This is a genomic window from Flagellimonas pacifica, assembly GCF_900215465.1.
Taxonomy (GTDB): Bacteria; Bacteroidota; Bacteroidia; order Flavobacteriales; family Flavobacteriaceae; genus Flagellimonas; species Flagellimonas pacifica.
On record NZ_OBEH01000002.1, the window covers coordinates 475744 to 495553 of the forward strand.

The window sequence follows — 19810 nt, forward strand, 5'->3', positions numbered from 1 at the left end:
TTAATGAAAGATATCAGCAATTGAACTTTTTTCTATAGAGATTTGTTTTTTTTGACCAAATGAGGGTATCTTTGCATAACAAAAGAAAAAATCATGTTTGAATTTGACCAATATTTAGGTTTTTTAGCTTTTTTAACCATTGTGACCATAGGTTTCTGGTTAATGATTTTTCTATTGACTTTTGTAGTGCCTTACTGGTTGTTTGGCAATTTAAAGGAAATGTATCAAGAAAGACGCGCAGCTAAAAGAGCTAAGCGAAACGAATAAATAAAAAAAGAGGCTTTTTAGCCTCTTTTTTTATTCCTTGGATTTCTTTTTCTTCTTCTTTTTCTTCTTGACTTTGAATCTATTTTCCTGAAGTTCCAAAAAGGCTTTGTACTTATCTTCTGGAAGCCCTGCTTTAAGTTCTTCGTTTTGGCGGTCCCTTATTTTTTCAACTGCCTCTTTGATTTTTGAGCCCTCCAACTCCAAAATTTGAAGCTCTATCCGTTGTTGTACTGATTTTATCAAAGTAGTGCGAACCACAGCCTCTTCAAAAGGGTCTAGATTTATGGCTTCGGTAATTGATGGCATTTGTTCATTCACAATTTCCTCAGCCGTCAATTTTTCTGGTTCTTTAGGTGTGCTTTGGGCTTGCGGTATTGCATTTCGTTGTCTTCCATATCTACTGCCATAACCATAAGGGCTTCCATAACCGTATTGGGCAATAAGGGAATCTGAAGCAAATATTGCAAGTAGCATAAACAAAATGATAGTCTGTATCTTCTTCATAACACTAAAAGTACAATTTCAAAATTAGAATTCATTCGTATTAACCTTCATAAAGAACTATTAAATAGCACTTTACCTAAGATAAGAAAACTCAAAACATTACAACAACTTATCTATGTTTTCAGTTGGCCTCCCTATTACTGCCCTACCATTTTTAATTATAATGGGACGCTCTATTAGTTTAGGATTTTTGACCATGGCACTAACAATATCATCATCAGATAATATTTTACCCTTGTATTTTTCCTTCCAGATTGATTCATTTTTCCGAACCAGTTCTTCGGGCGAAATCCCTAGATAGGAGACAATATCTTTTAGCTCACTTTCCGTGGGCACATCATCCAAATACCGTACCACTTCAAACTTTGCTCCAGATTTTTCAAGATATTCTACTCCTTGCCTGGATTTGCTACACCTTGGATTGTGATAAATTTTAATCATAAATATTCAATTATCAGTTGTCAATGTACAATAATCAATGAACAGTTGTCAATTTTTAATTGTGTGGTTTCTAACCTCATTCTCCTTTCTGTCCCATCATCATCAAAAACGCTTTCAAAAACTGGTCAATTTCCCCATCCATAACAGCATCTACATTGCCTGTCTCTTCAGCAGTGCGAACATCTTTAACCAATTTATAAGGATGCATTACATAATTTCTGATTTGAGAACCCCATTCAATCTTCATCTTGGTAGATTCAATTTCTGCACGAGCCTCTTGTTTTTTACGAAGCTCTATTTCGTAGAGTTGAGATTTCAACATTTTCATGGCCGTGGCCCTATTATCATGTTGCGATCTTGAATCTGAACAAGAAATCTGTATACCTGTGGGCTTGTGTACCAATTGTACCTTGGTCTCCACCTTATTTACATTTTGTCCACCGGCTCCACTGGAACGGGCGGTTGTAATTTCAATATCAGCAGGGTTTACCTCAATTTCTATGGTATCATCAACAAGAGGGTAAACATACACCGAAGCAAACGAAGTATGTCTTTTTGCATTGCTATCAAATGGAGATATTCGCACTAAGCGGTGTACGCCGTTTTCACCCTTTAACCATCCAAAAGCAAATTCGCCCTCAATTTGAAGGGTTACGGTTTTAATTCCTGCAACGTCGCCTTCTTGATAGTTAAGTTCTTTGACCTTGTAACCATTCTTTTCACTCCACATCAAATACATGCGCATGAGCATAGAGGCCCAATCACAACTTTCCGTGCCACCGGCACCAGCAGTTATTTGAAGAACGGCAGTGAGTTCATCTCCCTCTTCAGAAAGCATGTTTTTAAACTCTAGATCTTCAATGGTCAATTTGGTATTCTCAAAATGCGAGACTACTTCATCCTCAGAAATCTCTCCAGCTTGCTGAAACTCCAATAAAACCTCTAAATCACCAATTTGTGACTCGGCAGCATTGAAATTCTCAACCCACTTCTTTTTCGATTTTAACGATTGCATTTGAACTTGTGCCTTTTGGGGATCATCCCAAAAACCGGGAGCAGCAGTTCTCTCCTCTTCGTTCTCTATTTCTATAAGTTTGGCATCAATGTCAAAGATACCTCCTTAACGCACCAAGGCGCTCAATAAGATCTTTATGCTGATCTGTGTTTACCATACAAATTATTTCAGGCAAAAATACTATTTCGGCATAGCCGGACAACGAAATTTATATAATTTTAGCAAGAACTCTTACAGATATGAAAAATCACCTCTATTTCTTGTTTACGATTGTGTTGACAATCAACTTTCTAAGTGCCCAAAATTTTGATAAGACCAAGACCTATCAAAAATTCAATGGCTTTTATAATTTTTATTTTGATGATACTACGGACAAGATTTTTTTGGAGGTAGATAACTTGAAAAAGGAATTCCTGTACGTATATTCTTTGAGCAGTGGTATTGGCAGTAATGATATAGGCTTGGATAGGGGACAACTAGGTAATGAGCAGGTTGTTTTTTTTAAAAAAGCGGGAAACAAACTATTACTAATTCAACCCAACCTAAAATTTAGGGCGATCACTGAAAATGCGTTGGAGAGGAAATCCATAGAACAGGCTTTTGCGAAATCGATTTTGCACGGATTTAAGATAGAGGAAGAATCTAAGGGAAAGTATTTGATAGACATTACTGAATTTTTAATGCGGGATGCTCACGGAGTATCTGCAAGATTAAAAAACACAAAGCAAGGATCATATAGTTTGGATATATCAAAGAGTGCTTTGGCCTTTGAGCGTACCAAGGCCTTTCCTAGAAATGTTGAATTTGATGTAACCCTTACTTTTAAAGGAAGTCCTGAAGGAAGTTGGATTCGCTCAGTTGTGCCAAACCCTTCATTGGTCACAGTGGCACAACACCATTCCTTTATAGAATTACCAGATGATAATTATGAAAAAAGAGAGTTTGATCCACGTTGTGGTTCCTACCCTTTCTCTTACTACGATTACGCCACACCTGTTCAAGAACCTATTTTAAAACGGTATGTAACTAGGCATCGATTGAAGAAGAAAAACGCAAATACCGAAGTGAGCGAAGCGGTTGAGCCAATTGTTTATTATCTGGACAATGGAACTCCAGAGCCCGTACGTTCAGCTTTGCTGGATGGTGGAAAATGGTGGAACCAAGCATTTGAAGCTATTGGATATAAAGACGCCTTTCAACTAAAAATTTTACCAGACGAGGCAGACCCCATGGATGTTAGGTACAATGTCATACAATGGGTGCATCGTTCAACAAGGGGTTGGAGTTATGGAAGTAGTGTCACGGACCCTAGAACTGGTGAAATCATTAAAGGTCATGTGAGTTTGGGAAGTCTCCGAATCCGTCAAGATTTTTTGATAGCTCAAGCTTTGATGAACAAACCTTTTGCTGATCGCGACGATAATTATCAGCCCATGTTGGAAATGGCTTTGGCCAGAATCCGACAACTTTCGGCTCACGAAATTGGGCACACTCTTGGCTTTGCTCACAATTTTGCAGCAAGCACAAATAATAGAGCATCTGTAATGGATTATCCGCATCCCCAGTTTGAATTGAAAGGGGATGTTATTGATTTTTCAAATGCTTATGATACAGGAATTGGTGATTGGGACAAGGTTACGGTGGCTTATTCCTATTCCGATTTCCCAAAGGGAACCAATGAAAAAGAAAGCCTGAACACTATTTTACAACAAGCCCAAACAGATGGTTTAAGATATATTTCTGATCAGGATGCAAGACCAAGAGGGGGAGCACATGCACTGGCACATTTATGGGATAATGGTAAAAATGCCTCTCAAGAGTTGGAGAATGTATTAAAAATCAGAAGAAAAGCTATTGACAATTTCTCTTTGGATAACATTAGAACTGGAGAACCCAATTCGGTATTGGAAGATGTGTTTGCGCCGCTCTACTTTTTCCATAGATACCAGACTGAAGGAGTTTCAAAACTTATTGGAGGATTGGATTACAATTATGCGGTTAAAGGAGATGGACAACGTACTGTAAATTATATAAATCAGGCAACCCAGGAAAATGCGGTAAAAACCATCCTAAAAACCTTGGATGCTTCCCAAATTGCGATTCCCAAGAAAAAGTTAGAACTTTTTCCGCCCAGAGCCATTGGTTATGGGAAATCAAGGGAATCATTTAATGGTAGGGCCGGTGTGGCTTTTGATGCATTATCAGCTTCCGAAACTGCTGCGGACATGACCTTGGGACTTTTACTTCACCCAGAACGTGCCTCAAGATTGATTCAGCAAAAGAGTTTAGACAAAGATCAAATGGGCTTACAACAATTGTTGGATAAATTGATAAAGAGCACTATTGAAACGAGTCATAGAGATGCCTACTTGAACGAAGCTCAACAAACCATCAATTTTAGAGTACTTTATCATATTATGAATTTGGCGGCCCATAAAGAAGTACATCCGCAGGTAAATGCAATTGCTAACGAAACCTTGAAATCACTTAAAATTTTACTTCTAAACAATGGTAGAAATCCTATTACCGCAGAAATGGTGCGAAGAATAGATGCCTTTACTAAAGCTCCAAACAATTTTAAAGTGATTCCAGTACCAAAAATCCCTGATGGCTCTCCAATTGGGATGGATTGTTTTCATTAAGTAATGAGCAATCTGCCAATATAACAACTCAAGCATTCAATTTGTAAGATGGAAATAAATTTAATCAGTGATACTGTCACAAAGCCTACCACAGGAATGCTGGAAGCTATGATGACAGCAAAAGTAGGGGATGATGTTTTTAAGAACGACCCTAGTGTTAATGCTCTAGAAGAAAAAGTGGCCAATTACTTTGGAATGGAAGCCTCCTTATTTTTTCCTAGTGGAACCATGGCCAACCAAACTGCAATAAAACTACATACAAGTCCGGGAGAGCAATTGATTTGTGATAAATATGCCCATGTGTACAATTATGAAGGCGGTGGGGTGAGTTTTAATAGTGGGGTATCTTGCAAATTGGTTGATGGCAATAGAGGGATGATGACATCAGAACAAGTGGAAGAGGCCATAAACCCACCTGATTTTTACCACAGTCCATTAACCTCTTTGGTTTGTATAGAAAATACAACCAATAAGGGAGGCGGTGCTTGTTGGGACTTTAATGAGCTCATAAAAATTGAAAAGATTTGTACTGATAATGATCTTAAATATCATCTAGATGGCGCTCGCTTGTGGAACGCTCTGGTGGCGAAGCAAGAAAACCCTAAAGACTACGGAAAACTATTCGATTCAATCAGTGTTTGTTTGAGCAAGGGGCTTGGTTGCCCAGTGGGTTCAGTTTTAGCGGGCAACAAAAAGTTGATTGATGATGCTCTCCGTGTTCGTAAGGTACTTGGTGGAGGTATGCGACAATCTGGATTTCTTGCTGCAGCTGGCATTTATGCCATGAACTACCATATAGATAGATTAGCTGATGATCATAAACGAGCAAAAGAGATTGGAGAGGTTTTGATAAGGCTGGAAATCATTCAAAAAGTGGAACCCATAGAAACCAACATCATCATTTTTGAATTGGATGAAACTAAAATGTCCTCCAATAATTTTCTAGCTAAATTAGAAGAACATAATATTTCGATTATTGGTATGGGACAGGGCAAACTTCGTATTGTTACACATTTGGATTATACGCAAGAAATGCACTTGCACTTTTTAAAAGTGCTGAAAACTCTTGCGTAAACGTCATGAACTGTCACCTCGAGCGCAGTCGAGAGGTTATTGACAATTTAAGGTGAATTGGTCTCGACTGCGCTCGACCTGACAATATCTGCTATTTAAACAAAGAATCCATTCCTGGAATATTTGGCATGCCCTCTTTGGCCACTGCTGCCAACTCAGTTTCGTTAACATTGGTTGCCTTTTCAATGGCTTTGTTAAGGGTCAGAACCAGATAATCCTCAAGTTGTTCCTTGTCCTGTAGAAGAGCATCATCTACAGTTATGGATTTAATTTCCCTATTTGCGGTTATTGTCACTTTAATTTGCCCATCAGAAGAACTTTCATCAATCAAAACCGAATTCAATCGCTCTTTGGTGGCTTTAACTTTTTCCTGGGTCTCCTTCAATTTGCCCATCATTCCCATAAAATCTCCGAACATATCCGTATTTATTGTGATTTTCAGGTTCAAAAGTAATAATTTGGCACAAATCAAAATCCATGAAACTACTTGTTCTTAGAAATTGTTTTTTCATATTATGCCTTATTTTTGCAGGCTCTTGTCAAAATAGTAAAGAAAAGCCAATGCGAAATACACCTCCAATTGCCAAAAAGAATCCTCAGAAGCTCGAAAAGCACGGTGATGTTAGGGTAGATGATTACTATTGGATGAATGATAGGGAAGACCAAGAAGTTCTAGATTATTTAAATGCGGAGAATGCTTATTACCAGGAGATGACTTTGCACACCAAAGATTTTCAAGATTCGCTTTTCCAGGAGATGAAATCACGGATAAAGGAGGATGACTCATCGGTTCCCTATAAATACAATGACTATTGGTATATTACAAAGTTTGAAATAGGTCAGGAGTATCCCATTTACCTCAGGCGTAAAAACAACATGGAATCGAAGGATGAAATGATGTTTGATTGCAATCAATTGGCTAAGGATCATGAATACTTCAAGTTAAGGGGAATTTCTATTAGTCCAGATAACACATTGGCCTCTTTTGCCACAGATACAGTTTCCAGAAGACAATATACCATTCAGGTAAAGAACTTGGAAACAGGAAAAGTATATGAGGATAAAATAGAGAACACTACAGGGAGTTCAGTTTGGGGAAATGATGGGCAGACCTTGTTCTATGCCAAGAAAGACCCCGTTACTTTGCGCTCCGATAAAATATATAGGCATACCTTGGGTACATCAGCGGAAGAGGATATCCTTGTTTTTCATGAAAAGGATTCTACTTTCAACACTTTTGTTTACAAAACCAAATCTAGAAAGTACTTGGTTATTGGTTCTGTAAGTACCCTTACTTCAGAATATCAGATTTTGGACGCCAATAATCCAGAAGAGGATTTTAAGATGTTCTCTCCACGAGAAAGAGGAGTGGAATACTCGATTGCGCACTATAATGGTAACTTTTTTGTACTTACAAACAAAGATTCTGCTACCAACTTTAAATTAATGAAGGCAACGGATGAAAAAACCGATGCAAAGTTCTGGGAAGAGTTTATTCCACACAGAGATGATGTGCTTTTGGAGGATGTGGACATTTTTAAAGACTATTATGTGCTTTCTGAACGTAAAAATGGATTAAACAAACTCAAGATCTCGCGTTGGGACGGCACCGATAGCTTTTATTTACCCTTTGAAAGTGAAACTTATGTAGCAGGAACTTCTGTGAATCTGGATTTTGATACTAAGGAACTGCGCTATTACTATAACGAAATGGGTGCTCCTTATGCCATTATTGACTTTAATATGGAGCAAAAAACAAAAAAAGTACTCAAGGAACTAGAGGTTTTGGGAGGCAAATTCGATAAAGCAAACTATCGCACAGAACGGTTATGGGCCACTGCCAAAGATGGAGTTAAAGTCCCTATATCTTTGGTTTATCATAAAGACACAAAGCTTGATGGTAGTAGTCCGCTGTTGCAGTATGCATATGGTTCTTATGGAAGTACGATTGACCCTTATTTCTCATCAATTAGATTAAGTTTGTTGGATAGAGGCTTTATTTATGCCATAGCCCATATTCGCGGTGGGGAATATTTAGGAAGGCCATGGTACGAAGATGGAAAACTCCTTAAAAAGAAGAACACTTTCACAGACTTTATTGATTGTTCCAAATTCCTAATAGAAAAGAAATATACCAGCGCTGAGCATTTGTATGCTAGTGGTGGCTCTGCTGGCGGACTTTTGATGGGTGCCGTGGTCAATATGGCACCAGAACTCTACAAAGGTATTATTGCGGCCGTTCCTTTTGTGGATGTAGTTACAACAATGTTGGATGACTCCATCCCACTTACAACTGGGGAATATGACGAATGGGGGAATCCCAATGAAAAGGAATACTATCATTATATGAAATCCTACTCGCCTTACGACAATGTGGCGGCCAGGGAATATCCAAATATGTACGTTTCCACAGGTTTACATGACTCCCAAGTACAATACTGGGAACCTGCTAAATGGGTGGCGAAGCTTCGGGAGTATAAAAAGGACAATAATTTACTGTTTTTGGATACCAATATGGATGCCGGTCATGGTGGGGCTTCTGGGCGGTTTGAATCTTTAAAGGAAACTGCCAAAGAATACGCATTTATACTTGATTTGGAAGGAAAAACCCCTTAAAATAAAAAGTACTATTTTTGTGCCTGATAAATTGAGAAGAAATTCAAGATTTATACCTTACCTAAACCCAGTTATGAGAAAACAGATAAATGCGCATAGCAATATTCTTGATTTAATTGGAAATACCCCCCTAGTAAAGCTTAACAAAATAGCCGAACCCCTTACTGGAAACTTTTATGCCAAGGTTGAAGCATTTAACCCTGGACATTCATCTAAGGATAGGATTGCGGCATATATCATTGAAGAAGCAGAGCGAAAAGGTATTCTAAAACCTGGTGGAACCATTATTGAGACTACTTCCGGTAATACTGGCTTCAGTTTAGCTATGGTAAGCATTGTAAAAGGATATAAATGTATTTTGGCGGTTAGTTCAAAATCATCACCAGATAAAATAGACATGCTACGTTCTATGGGTGCAAAGGTATATGTATGCCCAGCCCATGTAAGTGCAGATGACCCTAGGTCATACTATGAGGTAGCCAAGCGTTTGCACAAAGAAACCAAGGATTCAATTTATATCAACCAATATTTCAACGAATTGAATATTGAGGCACACTACCATACTACTGGTCGTGAGATATGGGAACAGACCAATGGTGCAATTACCCATTTGGTAGCTTGTAGTGGTACTGGTGGAACTATTTCAGGTATTGCAAGATATTTAAAAGAGCAAAACCCTAATGTAAAAGTATTGGGAGTTGATGCTTACGGTTCTGTTCTAAAAAAATACCATGAAACTGGTGAATTTGACCATAATGAGGTATATCCGTATCGAATTGAAGGATTGGGGAAAAACCTAATTCCTGATGCTACGGATTTTAATTCTATTGACCGTTATGTGAAAGTAACGGATGGGGAAAGCGCACATATGGCAAGAAAAATAGCCTTGACCGAAGGTATGTTTGTAGGCTATACCTGCGGAGCCGCAATGCAGGCCCTATTTCAATTGAATACTGAGGGGGAATTTTCTGAAGACAGCAATGTTGTGGTTATCTTTCCTGATCATGGATCTAGGTACATGAGCAAGGTTTACAGCAATGAATGGATGGAAAACCAAGGTTTTTTCGATATTCAGAACGCTGAAACACCAGAAAAAATAGAATATATTAAGTAAATTACTAACTCATCTTATATATCAGAACGACAATGATTTGCATTGTCGTTTTTTTATATAGGAATATTAGTTATGTGAGCTTGGCAAAAATATATATTTTTGCAGTTGAATCAATTTTAAGGTAGATGAGAGATTTATTTGATAGGATCATTGAGAATAAGGGACCTTTAGGAAAATGGGCATCGCAGGCAGAAGGATATTTTGTGTTCCCAAAATTGGAAGGTCCAATCTCTAACAGAATGAAGTTTCAAGGAAAGGACGTCATTACGTGGAGTATCAATGATTACTTAGGGTTGGCTAATTTACCAGAGATTAAAAAAGTTGATGGAGATGCGGCTTATGAGCATGGAGCGGCCTTCCCTATGGGAGCCAGAATGATGAGTGGCCACACCGACTACCATGAGCAATTGGAGCAGGAATTGGCTGCATTTGTGCATAAAGAAGCCTCTTATTTATTGAATTTTGGGTATCAAGGCTTTATGTCAGTGATTGACGCATTGGTGTCTAAAGACGATATTATTGTTTACGATGTAGACTGTCATGCTTGTATCATTGATGGTGTTCGTTTACATATGGGTAAGCGTTTTACTTTCAAGCATAATGATGTTGAGAGTCTAGAGAAAAACTTGGAACGCGCCACCAAAATGGCCACGGAAACTGGAGGAGGAATATTGGTGATTTCCGAAGGAGTTTTTGGGATGCGTGGAGAGCAAGGTATCCTCAAGGAAATAGTTGAGCTTAAACAAAAATTCAAATTTAGATTACTTGTTGATGATGCTCATGGCTTTGGAACCCTTGGAAAAACAGGTGCTGGGGCAGGTGAGGAGCAAGGAATCCAGGATGATATTGATGTATACCTAGCCACTTTTGCCAAGTCCATGGCAGGAATTGGTGCTTTTGTTGCTGCAGACCAAGAGATTATTGAATATCTAAAATATAATTTAAGATCCCAGATGTTTGCCAAGTCTTTGCCAATGGTGTACGTAAAAGGTGCACTTAAGCGTTTGGATATGTTGCGTACCATGCCAGAACTCAAAGCAAAGCTTTGGGAGAACGTGAATGCGCTTCAAAATGGACTTAAAGAACGAGGTTTTGATATAGGAACGACAACAAGTTGTGTTACCCCCGTATATTTAAACGGTAGTATCCCTGAAGCTATGGCTTTGGTAAAAGATCTTCGCGAAAATTACGGAATCTTCTGTTCTATAGTGGTTTACCCCGTTATACCTAAAGGGTTGATTTTATTAAGAATGATTCCTACTGCTACACATACCATGCAGGATATTGAAGAAACTTTAGAAGCTTTTTCAGCTATTAGAGATCGTTTGGAAAATGGCACTTACAAAAGATTGTCTGCTGCCGTTGCCGCTGCAATGGGAGAATAACTTATCCAAAAGAGTTTACTTTTCTTTTATAAATTCCACAATTTCCGAGATAAAACCTTCAACCAAAGGTAAATCTGGATTATTGTAAGTAGCTATGTTTTGTAACCTATCGGAAGGAGCTGGTTTAAATATATGGTTCATTCCTTCAATGATTACCTTTTTTGCTTTTTTATTAGATTCTGATAACTTTTCAGCATCAGAAACATCCACTTGGATGTCAGTTGAACCTTGAATAATTAATGAGGGAGATTTCAATTTTGCAATTTCTAAAGCTGGATCGTACTTCATCCATGAAATCATATATGGTTGCACACTTGGCCTGAAAAGCGAAAATAACATTTGAGGTACATTTTCTACAGTTTCTCCTTGCTCCAGCTTTTCAAGGATAGGTGTTGATTGTTCCAGAACAAATGAGGGTTGATTTTTTAATTGTTTGCGTAATAACTCACCCACAGAAATTCCAGCTCCGGCCACTGAAATGTATTTGTCAACATGTTTGTTTTGTGCGGCTACCATTCCAATCAAAGAGCCTTCACTGTGTCCAAGAACAACTAGGTCTCCAAATCTTGAATCATTGGTCAGAAAATCAATCCATGTCACGACATCATCAATAAAGTTTTCAAATCGCAGCTCAGATTCTGGGATTGCTGCTCCAACACTTTGTCCTACTCCTCGTTTGTCAAAACGTACGGATGCAATAGTATTTTCAACCAATCCTTCCGCCAACATTTTTAGGGAATTGTTGGTCATCATCGGGTTGTTTCCATTCCTGTCCGTTGGTCCAGAACCTGCAATGATTAAAACAACTGGGGGTTTAGCTATTGATTCAGGTAAAAGTAGGGTTCCTGAAATATCCCCTGTATTTGTTGCAAGTACAATGGACTCCTCCTTAAATTGCCCAAACAGAATACTTGTGCATGATAGCACCAATAGGGAGAATGTTATAATTTTCTTCACCATAGTATAATCTTAGAAGATTAAGAACCCAAATCTTTTCTATAGGTTCTACGTCTTTTGTGAATAACAGGATCAAAGTGTTTCCATAATTGTCTAATGGCCACATTTTCTTCCAATTCTGGTGTGCGGATACAGTTAATAATCCCCCTTTCTTGAAAAGTCTTATAATATTCGTTGAATATAATCGCAGTCACCCCCTTATTTTGATATTCAGGATGAATGCCAATCAAATAGAAAATAACATCCTTGCTGTTCTTTTTGGCTTTTAGAAGATGAAAGACGCCGGTTGGAAACAATTTTCCTTTTGCCTTTTGAAGTGCTTTTGAAAAAGAGGGCATGACAATGGCAAAGGCCACCAATTCGTTCTTGGAATCAACAACAAATTTGATATACTCCGGATTTATAAAACTGATATACTTTTTCTTAAAATATTCTTTTTGAACATCAGTTATTTTCACAAAAGAGGAAAGACTTGAGTAACTATCATTGAACAAATCGAACATTTTATCGACCCAAGGCATTATTTCCTTGCTATTGGTAAAGTTAAGTTCCTTTAGCCCATATCTCTTTTTTATAAGAAGATTGGCCTTATAGAATATTTTTGGGTCAGCATTGGCAAACAAAAATTTGTTCTCTAGATATTCTTTTTCTTTTTTAAAGCCGTGTTTTTCATAATGGGATTGATAATAGGGGTGGTTGTACCAGGTAATCATATTGCCAATATGGTCGAACCCTTCTGTAAGAACGCCCACTTTATCCAAATTGGAAAAACCTACAGGACCCTCCATGTATTGCAATTTATGCTCTTGTCCTATTTCTGAAACCTTGTCCAATAATGCTCTGGACACCTCCAAGTCATCAATAAAATCGAACCAGCCAAACCGCATTTTTTGCAATTGTTGTTCTTTGATTTCAATCCAATTGATAATTGCCGCAACACGTCCTACTAGTTGATCTTCTTTATAGGCCAAAAAGAAAGAGGCTTCCGCGCTCTTAAAAACTGGGTTCTTTTCAGAATCAAAAGATTCCAGCTCATCTTTTATAATAGGAGGGACCCAGTACGGAGAATCCATGTATAGACTAAATGGAAATTTTACGAATTTTTTTAAATCGGCCTTGGATTGAACCTGTTTTATAGTGACCATACATTATTTTTTGCAAGGTCAATATTAACAATATTCTATACAGCAGAAAAATGATATTTGTGAAACTTAGAAATCTATTTCGTCTTTATCTTTTTTACCTTTTTTCTTTCTTTTTTTCTTGGAAGCATTCTTTTTGATTTTTCCATTTTCTCCGGATTTTTGGTCTTCAATGGGTACAAGCGTATCCTTATGAAAATCCAGACGGTATGAAAAACCTAAAACTGCAAAAATGCGAGAGGGTGAATTTTTAAACCCAGAACCCAAATGAAAATCTGCTTGAAAATCTGGACTGATCAAATAAGCAACACCTGTACGAAGCAAAATGTCGGAATACCGATCACTTTTAATACCCTGATTCTCTATAAAAACACTCCATTTAGGATCTCTGAACGCATGAGTTACAGAAACAGCGTAGCTCAGTTCAGGAAAATCTGTGCCGATCCGATCATATGCAATATTGGAAATTAAGACAAACCTTGGGGATAACCTGCTTTGTGTAGCAACAGCACCGCGGTATGAAATAGTAGGGTCGCCAACGTAAAATGGATTTTCACCCAAGTTAAAGGTAGCTCCCGCATAAAGAGATACCGCCGGAATCAAGTTTTTCCATTGAAAAACATTGTTTGCCCTCCAACTATAAAGGTTGGGTTTATTGTTCTCTGGGTTCTTGAATGGGTCGAAAACCAGATACTTAAGACCTGCCCTGCTTCTTGAAAAATCAGTTAATCTATCATCCGTTCCTGTTTGTGTATATGTTATACCCTGGGATATGTACGATCCCTCCACATTGATTTCCAGCGATTCAAAAAGCAATCCGTATCTAAAAGCAAAGTCTACCCCTAAGATATTGGAATCGGTATTCAATGAAGCATTGTCTTGTTGTTCGTAAAGTAACCCCATTTCCATCTGGGCAACATTTTTACCCACGGCATACGCACTTGCGGCTCTACCGGGTCTGTTGGAATTAATGACATCGGTATATTGGGCATTGGCCAAAACAGGAACTAAACAGAACGAAAAAAGGGTCTTTTTGAAAAAGCGGAGATCCATATAACTTATTTTAATACTATTTTATGATACTTTAGGGTCTTATAAGAGACTTACAATGTAATTTTGATTCAATAACTCTGTTATATGGTTTTATTACAAACGATTTTAATACTCATATTAGTATACTATGCGCTTAAATTGCTGCTAAAATGGTTAGCGCCCAAACTTTTGAACTATGCCGTTAAGAAAACAGGAGAAAGGTTTGGACAACAATTTGGTAATTATCAAGATTTTGGAAACAACGCCACCAATGAAAGCGACGCTACTATTTCTAAAAAACCTTTTAGAAAATCCAATCCGTCAAAAAAAGTTGGAGAATATATAGATTTTGAAGAAATTGACTAATATTTGTCTTTTCAAAATCAACCCATGAAACTTTCCATAAAAGCCATTATCACCAGTGTTTGTGTAATTGCTTTGTTCATTGTATCCTCCCTGTTATATTTTTATCCTGTACTTCAGGGTAAGGCCATTTTTCAATCGGACATTGCCCAGTACAAGGGTATGGCCAAAGAGCGCAATGACTACAAGGAACTAACGGGAGAGGAGTCTTACTGGACCAATAGTGCTTTTGGAGGAATGCCAACCTATCAATTAGGGGCCAATTATCCACATGATTATATTAAAAAATTGGACAGGTTGATTCGGTTTTTACCAAGACCTGCAGATTATCTTTTCCTTTATTTTATTGGATTCTATATTTTAATGCTTTGTTTAAGGGTAGAACCCCGTTTGGCTGTTTTAGGGGCATTGGCATTTGGGTTTTCAACCTATCTCATTATCATTCTTGGAGTAGGGCATAATGCCAAGGCGCATGCCTTGGGGTACATCCCAATGGTTTTGGGCGGAATAATTCTGGTGTTTCGGAAAAAATATCTATTGGGATTTATTTTGACCGCTTTGGCAATGGCTTTGGAGATTAATGCCAACCATTACCAAATGACCTATTATTTTATGATTTTGGTGGTGATTTTGGGGTTGGTGCGTCTTGTTTATGCCATAAAGGAGAAAGAACTGAAGCATTTCTTTGCCTCCGTAGGAATCTTAATTTTAGCGGTTGTACTTTCCATTGCTACAAATACTACAGGACTTTTAGCAACCAAACAATATGCGGATTGGAGTACTCGTGGTAAATCGGAATTGACCATAAACCCAGATGGAACCCCAAAAGCAGCTCAAGATGGATTGGACAAGGACTATATTACCCAATACAGTTATGGGATTGGAGAATCATTGAATTTGTTTGCTGCCCGTTTGTTTGGCGGTACTGCCAATGAGGATTTGAGTAAAGATTCTAAAGCCTATGAATATTTAACGGGTCAAGGACTTTCACCTTCCAAAGCTTTGGAATTATCAAGTGGATTGCCATTATATTGGGGAAAACAGCCCATTGTAGCAGCGCCTGCCTATGTTGGCGCCATTGTTATCTTTTTGTTTGTTCTAGGTCTGTTTTTGGTAGATGGACGAAGAAAATGGTGGTTGTTGGGAGGAGCTTTATTGGCGTTATTATTGTCATGGGGAAAAAACTTTCCGGCCTTGACCAATTTTATGATTGATTATTTTCCTTTATACAACAAATTCCGAGCAGTTTCTTCAATTCAAGTAGTATTGGAATTGTGCTTGCCCGTATTGGGAATTTTGGGTGTTCGAGAACTTTTTAAATCCAATTTGAAGCAGACTAAAAAACTACGCGCATTAAAGCTTAGTTTTTTTATCACCTTGGGACTGGGCATTTTTATCTTTTTAATAAAAGGCTTTTTTGATTTTGAAGGAATGAATGATGAGTTTTATCGTACCCGCGCATTTGGTGATGAATTAATGACGATGATTCAACGTGATAGGGAGGCCGTGTATATCAACGATACCATCCGTTCGTTGATATATGTTACTTTGGCAGCCGTTGCACTTTGGTTTTTTATAAAGGATAAAATTGGGAAAAACTTGGTGACCGTAGCTTTGGGTGTATTGCTTTTGTTTGATTTAGTAGGTGTGGACCTTCGGTATGTGAACAAAGATGGTTTTGTTCGCCAAAGAAATGTGAATGCTCCGTTTCAGGCAAACCAGATTGACCAAATGATACAACAGGACGATTCCATTTATAGGGTTTTTGACCCGCAAGAGGGGTTGAATGGAGCCAGAACATCGTATTTTCATAAGTCCATAGGGGGCTATCATGCCGCAAAACCGAGACAACTTCAAGATTTATTTGAACATCATCTGTATCAAAACAACCTTCAGGTATTAAACATGTTGAATGTGAAGTATATTATTCAACAAGATGATGAGGGTAGTAGTTTCCCTGCGGTAAATGACAATGCCAATGGTAATGCATGGTTTGTAAAAAGAATAAACCCTGTTGCATCAGCAAATGAAGAAATTCAGGCACTTAAGGAGTTTGATTCTAAATCTGAAGTGATAATCAATACGAAGGCATACCCAACTGTTACCAAGTTGGGTTATGAAAAGGATTCCTTGGTTGCTATCAGTTTAGTTGATTATAGACCCAATTATCTAAAATATCAAACCAAAAACAATAATGATGGTTTTGCGGTATTTTCCGAAATGCACTATCCCTTTGGTTGGCAAGCCTACGTTGATGGAAAGCCTGAACCGCATTATAAAGTGAATTATGCACTCAGGGGGATGAAGGTTCCAGCTGGAGATCATGAAATTGAGTTCAAGTTTCAACCAGAAATCATAAAAACTGGAAGCCAGATAGCCTTGGGCAGTAACATTTTGCTTGGGCTTATTATTCTTGGAGGAATAGCATATGTTGCCCGACCTAAAAAATCCAAAGAGGAATAATGCGCAAGGTTTTGGTCATAACATACTATTGGCCTCCAGCAGGAGGACCAGGCGTGCAGCGTTGGCTAAAATTTGTAAAATATCTCCCTGATTTTGATATTGAGCCTTGGGTATACATTCCAGAGAATCCAACTTACCCCCTTATTGATGAAAATCTTGGTATAGAGATTTCCAAGGAAATCAAAATCTTGAAACAGCCCATTAAAGAACCCTATGCATGGGCAGGATTACTCTCAAAAAAGAAAACCAAGACCATTAGTTCAGGTATCATTCAAGAAAAGGATCCTTCAGTTTTAGAGAAGTTTTTGTTATGGGTAAGAGGGAACTTGTTTATACCAGATGCCAGAAAACTCTGGGTAGAACCTTCTGTAAAGTTTCTTTCCACAATTATTGAAAAAGAAAAGATAGATACTATTATCACTACAGGCCCTCCACATAGTGTACATTTGATTGGGCTTGGACTTAAAAAGAAATTTCCTATCCAATGGATTGCCGATTTTCGCGATCCATGGACTTCTATAGGTTACCATAAAAAATTACGATTGACCAAGGCATCACAAAAAAAGCACAAGGCTATGGAAAGCGCAGTGCTTAACAATGCTGATAGGATTGTTGTGACCAGCAACACTACTAAAGAAGAATTTGGGCATCTTACTGATAAACCCATCAAAACCATTACCAACGGGTTTGATGACTCCCATAAGGTGACTGAACTGGATTCGAAATTTACCATCTCTCACATTGGATCGTTACTTACCGGAAGAAACCCTGAAGCCTTGTGGGAAGCATTAAAAGAACTGGTCACAGAAAATGAGTTGTTTAAAAAGGTATTGAAAATCCAGCTGGCTGGAGTAGTGGGGGAGGAAGTTTTGGAATCCATTCGTAAGAATCAACTGGAGTCTTATATGTCAAGCTTGGGTTACCTTTCCCATGATCAAGTATTGGAAGTTCAGCAAAGATCACAGGTATTGTTATTGCTGGAAATTGATTCTGAAGAGACCAAAGGCATAATTCCAGGGAAATTGTTTGAGTACCTTAGTGCCAAAAGGCCTATTTTGGCCATAGGCCCCAATGGGTGGGAAGCTGGACAGATGGTAGAAAACTGTGGGGCAGGTGCATTTTATGGGAAAAACTCTAAATCAGAATTTAAAGATGTACTTTTAAATTGGTTCAAAGCTTATGAAAAAGGAACCCTTATCTGTGATTCTGAAGGCATTGAACAATATCATAGAAGAGAACTGACCCAACAATTGGCTAATTTTATCTCATGGGAATCATCTTAAAGCAATCCTTTAAAAACACCATTGTAACTTTTATTGGGTTTGGATTTGGTGCCCTGAACACTCTTTTTCTCTATACCAATATTTTGGAACCAACATATTATGGATTGGTTACTTTTATATTGGCAACGGGCGCTATTTTGATGCCGATTATGTCCTCAGGTGCACACAACGGCATGGTGAAATATTATAGTGCGCAAAAGGATGAATCAAGGAACGGTTTTTTAACCTTGATGATGATTTCTCCATTGCTGATTATTTTGCCCCTAACATTGATTATTTGGTGGGCGTATGATCCTATTGGAGAATTTCTTTCCATAAAAAACACCTTGGTCAAAGATTATTTGTGGTACTTATTTTTGGTGGGCATTGCCATGGCCTATTTTGAAGTGTTCTATGCCTGGAGCAAAGTACATCTCAAATCTGTATTCGGTAACTTTTTAAAAGAGGTTTTTGCTAGAATCTGTGTTTCCATTTTACTAGGGTTATTGTACTTTGAGGTGATTGACCTAGATTTCTTTCTGAAAGCATTAGTTGGGGTTTACTTGCTTCGCACGCTTTTGATGAAGTTATATGCCTATAGTTTGCATAGACCTGTTTTGAGTTTTACATTTCCTAAGAATACATGGAACATATTGGGGTACGGAATGTTAATGGTTCTTGGTGGCTCCGTGGCGCTTATACTTTTAGAGATTGATAAATTTATGATCAATCAATTTATGGAATTGGACAATGTGGCTTTTTATGGTGTCGCTATTTATATTGCCACTAGTATTATTGTTCCCACTAGGGCCATGCATCAAATTACCTATCCTATGACGGCCAATTATTTAAATGAGGGCAACTTTTTTGAATTGGAAAGTCTGTATAAAAAAACATCTCTTACTTCTTTTATTGCTTCGGGTATTTTATTTGTGTTGATTGTTTTGAACATCAATGATTTGTTTTTGATGCTTCCAGAGGAATACCGTGGTGGGTTCAGCATAATAGCATTAATTGGGATGGCAAAGGTTTTTGATTCGCTTTTAGGGAACATCAATGCCATTTTGTATTATTCTAAATATTACAAATGGGTGTTAGTGATGGGTATCTGTTTTGCGGTTGTTACTATTTTGCTCAATCTTTGGTTGATTCCTTTATATGGTATTGAAGGTGCTGCTTTGGCCAGTTTTATGGCCATTTTTATGTTCAATCTGTCCAAGTTGATATTTGTAAAGCTCAAATTTGGTTTTTTGCCTTTTTCAAAAGCCACTTTTAAGGTTTTTGCAACCCTGTTACTGATAGGTGTACTGTTTTATGTATTACAATTTCCATTTCATCCCATAATTAATATCCTTTTAAAATCAGCTTTAATAGGAGCGATATACTTGGGTATATTATTTCGTTTTGAAATTTCCGAAGATGTTTCTGGGGTACTTTCTAAATGGTTGAGGAGGAGGGAAGAGTAGCTCAACATCCATGCTTCGACGAGCTCAGTATGACAAAGCAACTGTAACCCAAAAAGAAACCCCGTAG

The 19810-nt window shown here is 37.9% G+C and carries 17 protein-coding genes; 10 read left to right on the forward strand and 7 right to left on the reverse strand.

Going from position 1 to position 19810, the window contains the following annotated elements:
* Nucleotides 1-93 precede the first annotated feature (93 nt).
* Nucleotides 94-267 (forward strand): hypothetical protein, encoded by a 174-nt coding sequence (locus tag CRO15_RS19745; protein WP_097045238.1) that lies wholly within the window; start codon nucleotides 94-96, stop codon nucleotides 265-267.
* Nucleotides 268-297: 30 nt separating this feature from the next.
* Here the strand turns inward: CRO15_RS19745 and CRO15_RS07780 are convergent, their stop codons facing one another.
* The 3 genes from CRO15_RS07780 to prfB all read right to left on the reverse strand — a co-directional run bounded on the left by CRO15_RS07780 (nucleotide 298) and on the right by prfB (nucleotide 2384).
* Entirely contained in the window at nucleotides 298-741 is a 444-nt protein-coding gene (locus tag CRO15_RS07780) for a hypothetical protein (RefSeq protein WP_243396928.1), read from the reverse strand.
* 129 nt (nucleotides 742-870) lie between these two features.
* Nucleotides 871-1212: an arsenate reductase (glutaredoxin) gene (gene arsC / locus CRO15_RS07785; RefSeq protein WP_097045240.1), complete on the reverse strand. Its 342-nt coding sequence runs from the start codon at nucleotides 1210-1212 to the stop codon at nucleotides 871-873.
* Nucleotides 1213-1288: 76 nt separating this feature from the next.
* A protein-coding gene (prfB, locus tag CRO15_RS07790) for a peptide chain release factor 2 (protein ID WP_116458902.1) occupies nucleotides 1289-2384 on the reverse strand; the annotation gives its coding sequence in 2 pieces (ribosomal slippage) (nucleotides 1289-2320 and nucleotides 2322-2384; 1095 coding nt in all).
* Between the two features lie 82 nt (nucleotides 2385-2466).
* Between prfB and CRO15_RS07795 the strand changes: the two genes are divergently transcribed.
* On the forward strand, nucleotides 2467-4869 hold the full coding sequence (locus CRO15_RS07795; protein WP_097045242.1) for a zinc-dependent metalloprotease: 2403 nt from the start codon (nucleotides 2467-2469) through the stop codon (nucleotides 4867-4869).
* A 48-nt stretch (nucleotides 4870-4917) separates the two neighbouring features.
* Complete coding sequence (locus tag CRO15_RS07800) at nucleotides 4918-5943, forward strand: threonine aldolase family protein (protein WP_097045243.1); 1026 nt, start codon at nucleotides 4918-4920, stop codon at nucleotides 5941-5943.
* A 91-nt stretch (nucleotides 5944-6034) separates the two neighbouring features.
* On the opposite strand, the gene CRO15_RS07805 is transcribed toward CRO15_RS07800, so the two are convergent.
* The gene (locus CRO15_RS07805) at nucleotides 6035-6361 is read right to left on the reverse strand and encodes a YbaB/EbfC family nucleoid-associated protein (RefSeq protein WP_097045244.1); all 327 of its coding nucleotides are present in this window, start codon (nucleotides 6359-6361) and stop codon (nucleotides 6035-6037) included.
* A 59-nt stretch (nucleotides 6362-6420) separates the two neighbouring features.
* Here CRO15_RS07805 and CRO15_RS07810 point away from each other — a divergent pair, with 59 nt between their 5' ends.
* From CRO15_RS07810 to CRO15_RS07820, 3 genes are all read left to right on the forward strand, one after another.
* Nucleotides 6421-8559, forward strand: coding sequence for a S9 family peptidase (locus CRO15_RS07810; protein ID WP_097045245.1), 2139 nt, complete (start codon nucleotides 6421-6423; stop codon nucleotides 8557-8559).
* Between the two features lie 73 nt (nucleotides 8560-8632).
* Nucleotides 8633-9673, forward strand: a complete 1041-nt coding sequence (locus CRO15_RS07815; protein ID WP_097045617.1) for a cysteate synthase — start codon at nucleotides 8633-8635, stop codon at nucleotides 9671-9673.
* A 125-nt stretch (nucleotides 9674-9798) separates the two neighbouring features.
* Nucleotides 9799-11058 (forward strand): cysteate-C-fatty acyltransferase, encoded by a 1260-nt coding sequence (locus tag CRO15_RS07820; protein ID WP_097045246.1) that lies wholly within the window; start codon nucleotides 9799-9801, stop codon nucleotides 11056-11058.
* A gap of 15 nt (nucleotides 11059-11073) precedes the next feature.
* Here CRO15_RS07820 and CRO15_RS07825 read toward each other — a convergent pair whose 3' ends face one another.
* From CRO15_RS07825 to CRO15_RS07835, 3 genes are all read right to left on the reverse strand, one after another.
* Nucleotides 11074-12018, reverse strand: a complete 945-nt coding sequence (locus CRO15_RS07825) for an alpha/beta hydrolase (protein ID WP_097045247.1) — start codon at nucleotides 12016-12018, stop codon at nucleotides 11074-11076.
* 17 nt (nucleotides 12019-12035) lie between these two features.
* Nucleotides 12036-13160 (reverse strand): GNAT family N-acetyltransferase, encoded by a 1125-nt coding sequence (locus CRO15_RS07830; protein ID WP_097045248.1) that lies wholly within the window; start codon nucleotides 13158-13160, stop codon nucleotides 12036-12038.
* 66 nt (nucleotides 13161-13226) lie between these two features.
* The gene (locus tag CRO15_RS07835; protein WP_097045249.1) at nucleotides 13227-14210 is read right to left on the reverse strand and encodes a transporter; all 984 of its coding nucleotides are present in this window, start codon (nucleotides 14208-14210) and stop codon (nucleotides 13227-13229) included.
* 84 nt (nucleotides 14211-14294) lie between these two features.
* On the opposite strand from CRO15_RS07835, the gene CRO15_RS07840 reads away from it, so the two are divergent.
* The 4 genes from CRO15_RS07840 to CRO15_RS07855 are packed head-to-tail and all read left to right on the forward strand — an operon-like array spanning nucleotide 14295 to nucleotide 19743.
* On the forward strand, nucleotides 14295-14555 hold the full coding sequence (locus CRO15_RS07840) for a DUF4834 family protein (protein ID WP_097045250.1): 261 nt from the start codon (nucleotides 14295-14297) through the stop codon (nucleotides 14553-14555).
* Between the two features lie 24 nt (nucleotides 14556-14579).
* Complete coding sequence (locus tag CRO15_RS07845; RefSeq protein ID WP_097045251.1) at nucleotides 14580-17015, forward strand: YfhO family protein; 2436 nt, start codon at nucleotides 14580-14582, stop codon at nucleotides 17013-17015.
* Nucleotides 17015-18298, forward strand: a complete 1284-nt coding sequence (locus CRO15_RS07850; RefSeq protein WP_097045252.1) for a glycosyltransferase family 4 protein — start codon at nucleotides 17015-17017, stop codon at nucleotides 18296-18298. Before CRO15_RS07845 ends, CRO15_RS07850 begins: the two co-directional genes overlap by 1 nt.
* Nucleotides 18283-19743: a lipopolysaccharide biosynthesis protein gene (locus tag CRO15_RS07855; RefSeq protein WP_097045253.1), complete on the forward strand. Its 1461-nt coding sequence runs from the start codon at nucleotides 18283-18285 to the stop codon at nucleotides 19741-19743. The genes CRO15_RS07850 and CRO15_RS07855 overlap by 16 nt, the downstream gene beginning before the upstream one ends.
* The last annotated feature ends 67 nt before the right edge of the window (nucleotides 19744-19810 follow it).

What these genes read in the sequence shown, in the direction of transcription:
- CRO15_RS19745 (WP_097045238.1), top strand. Translation starts at nt 94, where the DNA reads ATGTTTGAATTTGACCAATATTTAGGTTTTTTAGCTTTTTTAACCATT.
- CRO15_RS07780 (WP_243396928.1), bottom strand. Translation starts at nt 741, where the DNA reads ATGCTACTTGCAATATTTGCTTCAGATTCCCTTATTGCCCAATACGGT.
- arsC (WP_097045240.1), bottom strand. Translation starts at nt 1,212, where the DNA reads ATGATTAAAATTTATCACAATCCAAGGTGTAGCAAATCCAGGCAAGGA.
- CRO15_RS07795 (WP_097045242.1), top strand. Translation starts at nt 2,467, where the DNA reads ATGAAAAATCACCTCTATTTCTTGTTTACGATTGTGTTGACAATCAAC.
- CRO15_RS07800 (WP_097045243.1), top strand. Translation starts at nt 4,918, where the DNA reads ATGGAAATAAATTTAATCAGTGATACTGTCACAAAGCCTACCACAGGA.
- CRO15_RS07805 (WP_097045244.1), bottom strand. Translation starts at nt 6,361, where the DNA reads ATGTTCGGAGATTTTATGGGAATGATGGGCAAATTGAAGGAGACCCAG.
- CRO15_RS07810 (WP_097045245.1), top strand. Translation starts at nt 6,421, where the DNA reads ATGAAACTACTTGTTCTTAGAAATTGTTTTTTCATATTATGCCTTATT.
- CRO15_RS07815 (WP_097045617.1), top strand. Translation starts at nt 8,633, where the DNA reads ATGAGAAAACAGATAAATGCGCATAGCAATATTCTTGATTTAATTGGA.
- CRO15_RS07820 (WP_097045246.1), top strand. Translation starts at nt 9,799, where the DNA reads ATGAGAGATTTATTTGATAGGATCATTGAGAATAAGGGACCTTTAGGA.
- CRO15_RS07825 (WP_097045247.1), bottom strand. Translation starts at nt 12,018, where the DNA reads ATGGTGAAGAAAATTATAACATTCTCCCTATTGGTGCTATCATGCACA.
- CRO15_RS07830 (WP_097045248.1), bottom strand. Translation starts at nt 13,160, where the DNA reads ATGGTCACTATAAAACAGGTTCAATCCAAGGCCGATTTAAAAAAATTC.
- CRO15_RS07835 (WP_097045249.1), bottom strand. Translation starts at nt 14,210, where the DNA reads ATGGATCTCCGCTTTTTCAAAAAGACCCTTTTTTCGTTCTGTTTAGTT.
- CRO15_RS07840 (WP_097045250.1), top strand. Translation starts at nt 14,295, where the DNA reads ATGGTTTTATTACAAACGATTTTAATACTCATATTAGTATACTATGCG.
- CRO15_RS07845 (WP_097045251.1), top strand. Translation starts at nt 14,580, where the DNA reads ATGAAACTTTCCATAAAAGCCATTATCACCAGTGTTTGTGTAATTGCT.
- CRO15_RS07850 (WP_097045252.1), top strand. Translation starts at nt 17,015, where the DNA reads ATGCGCAAGGTTTTGGTCATAACATACTATTGGCCTCCAGCAGGAGGA.
- CRO15_RS07855 (WP_097045253.1), top strand. Translation starts at nt 18,283, where the DNA reads ATGGGAATCATCTTAAAGCAATCCTTTAAAAACACCATTGTAACTTTT.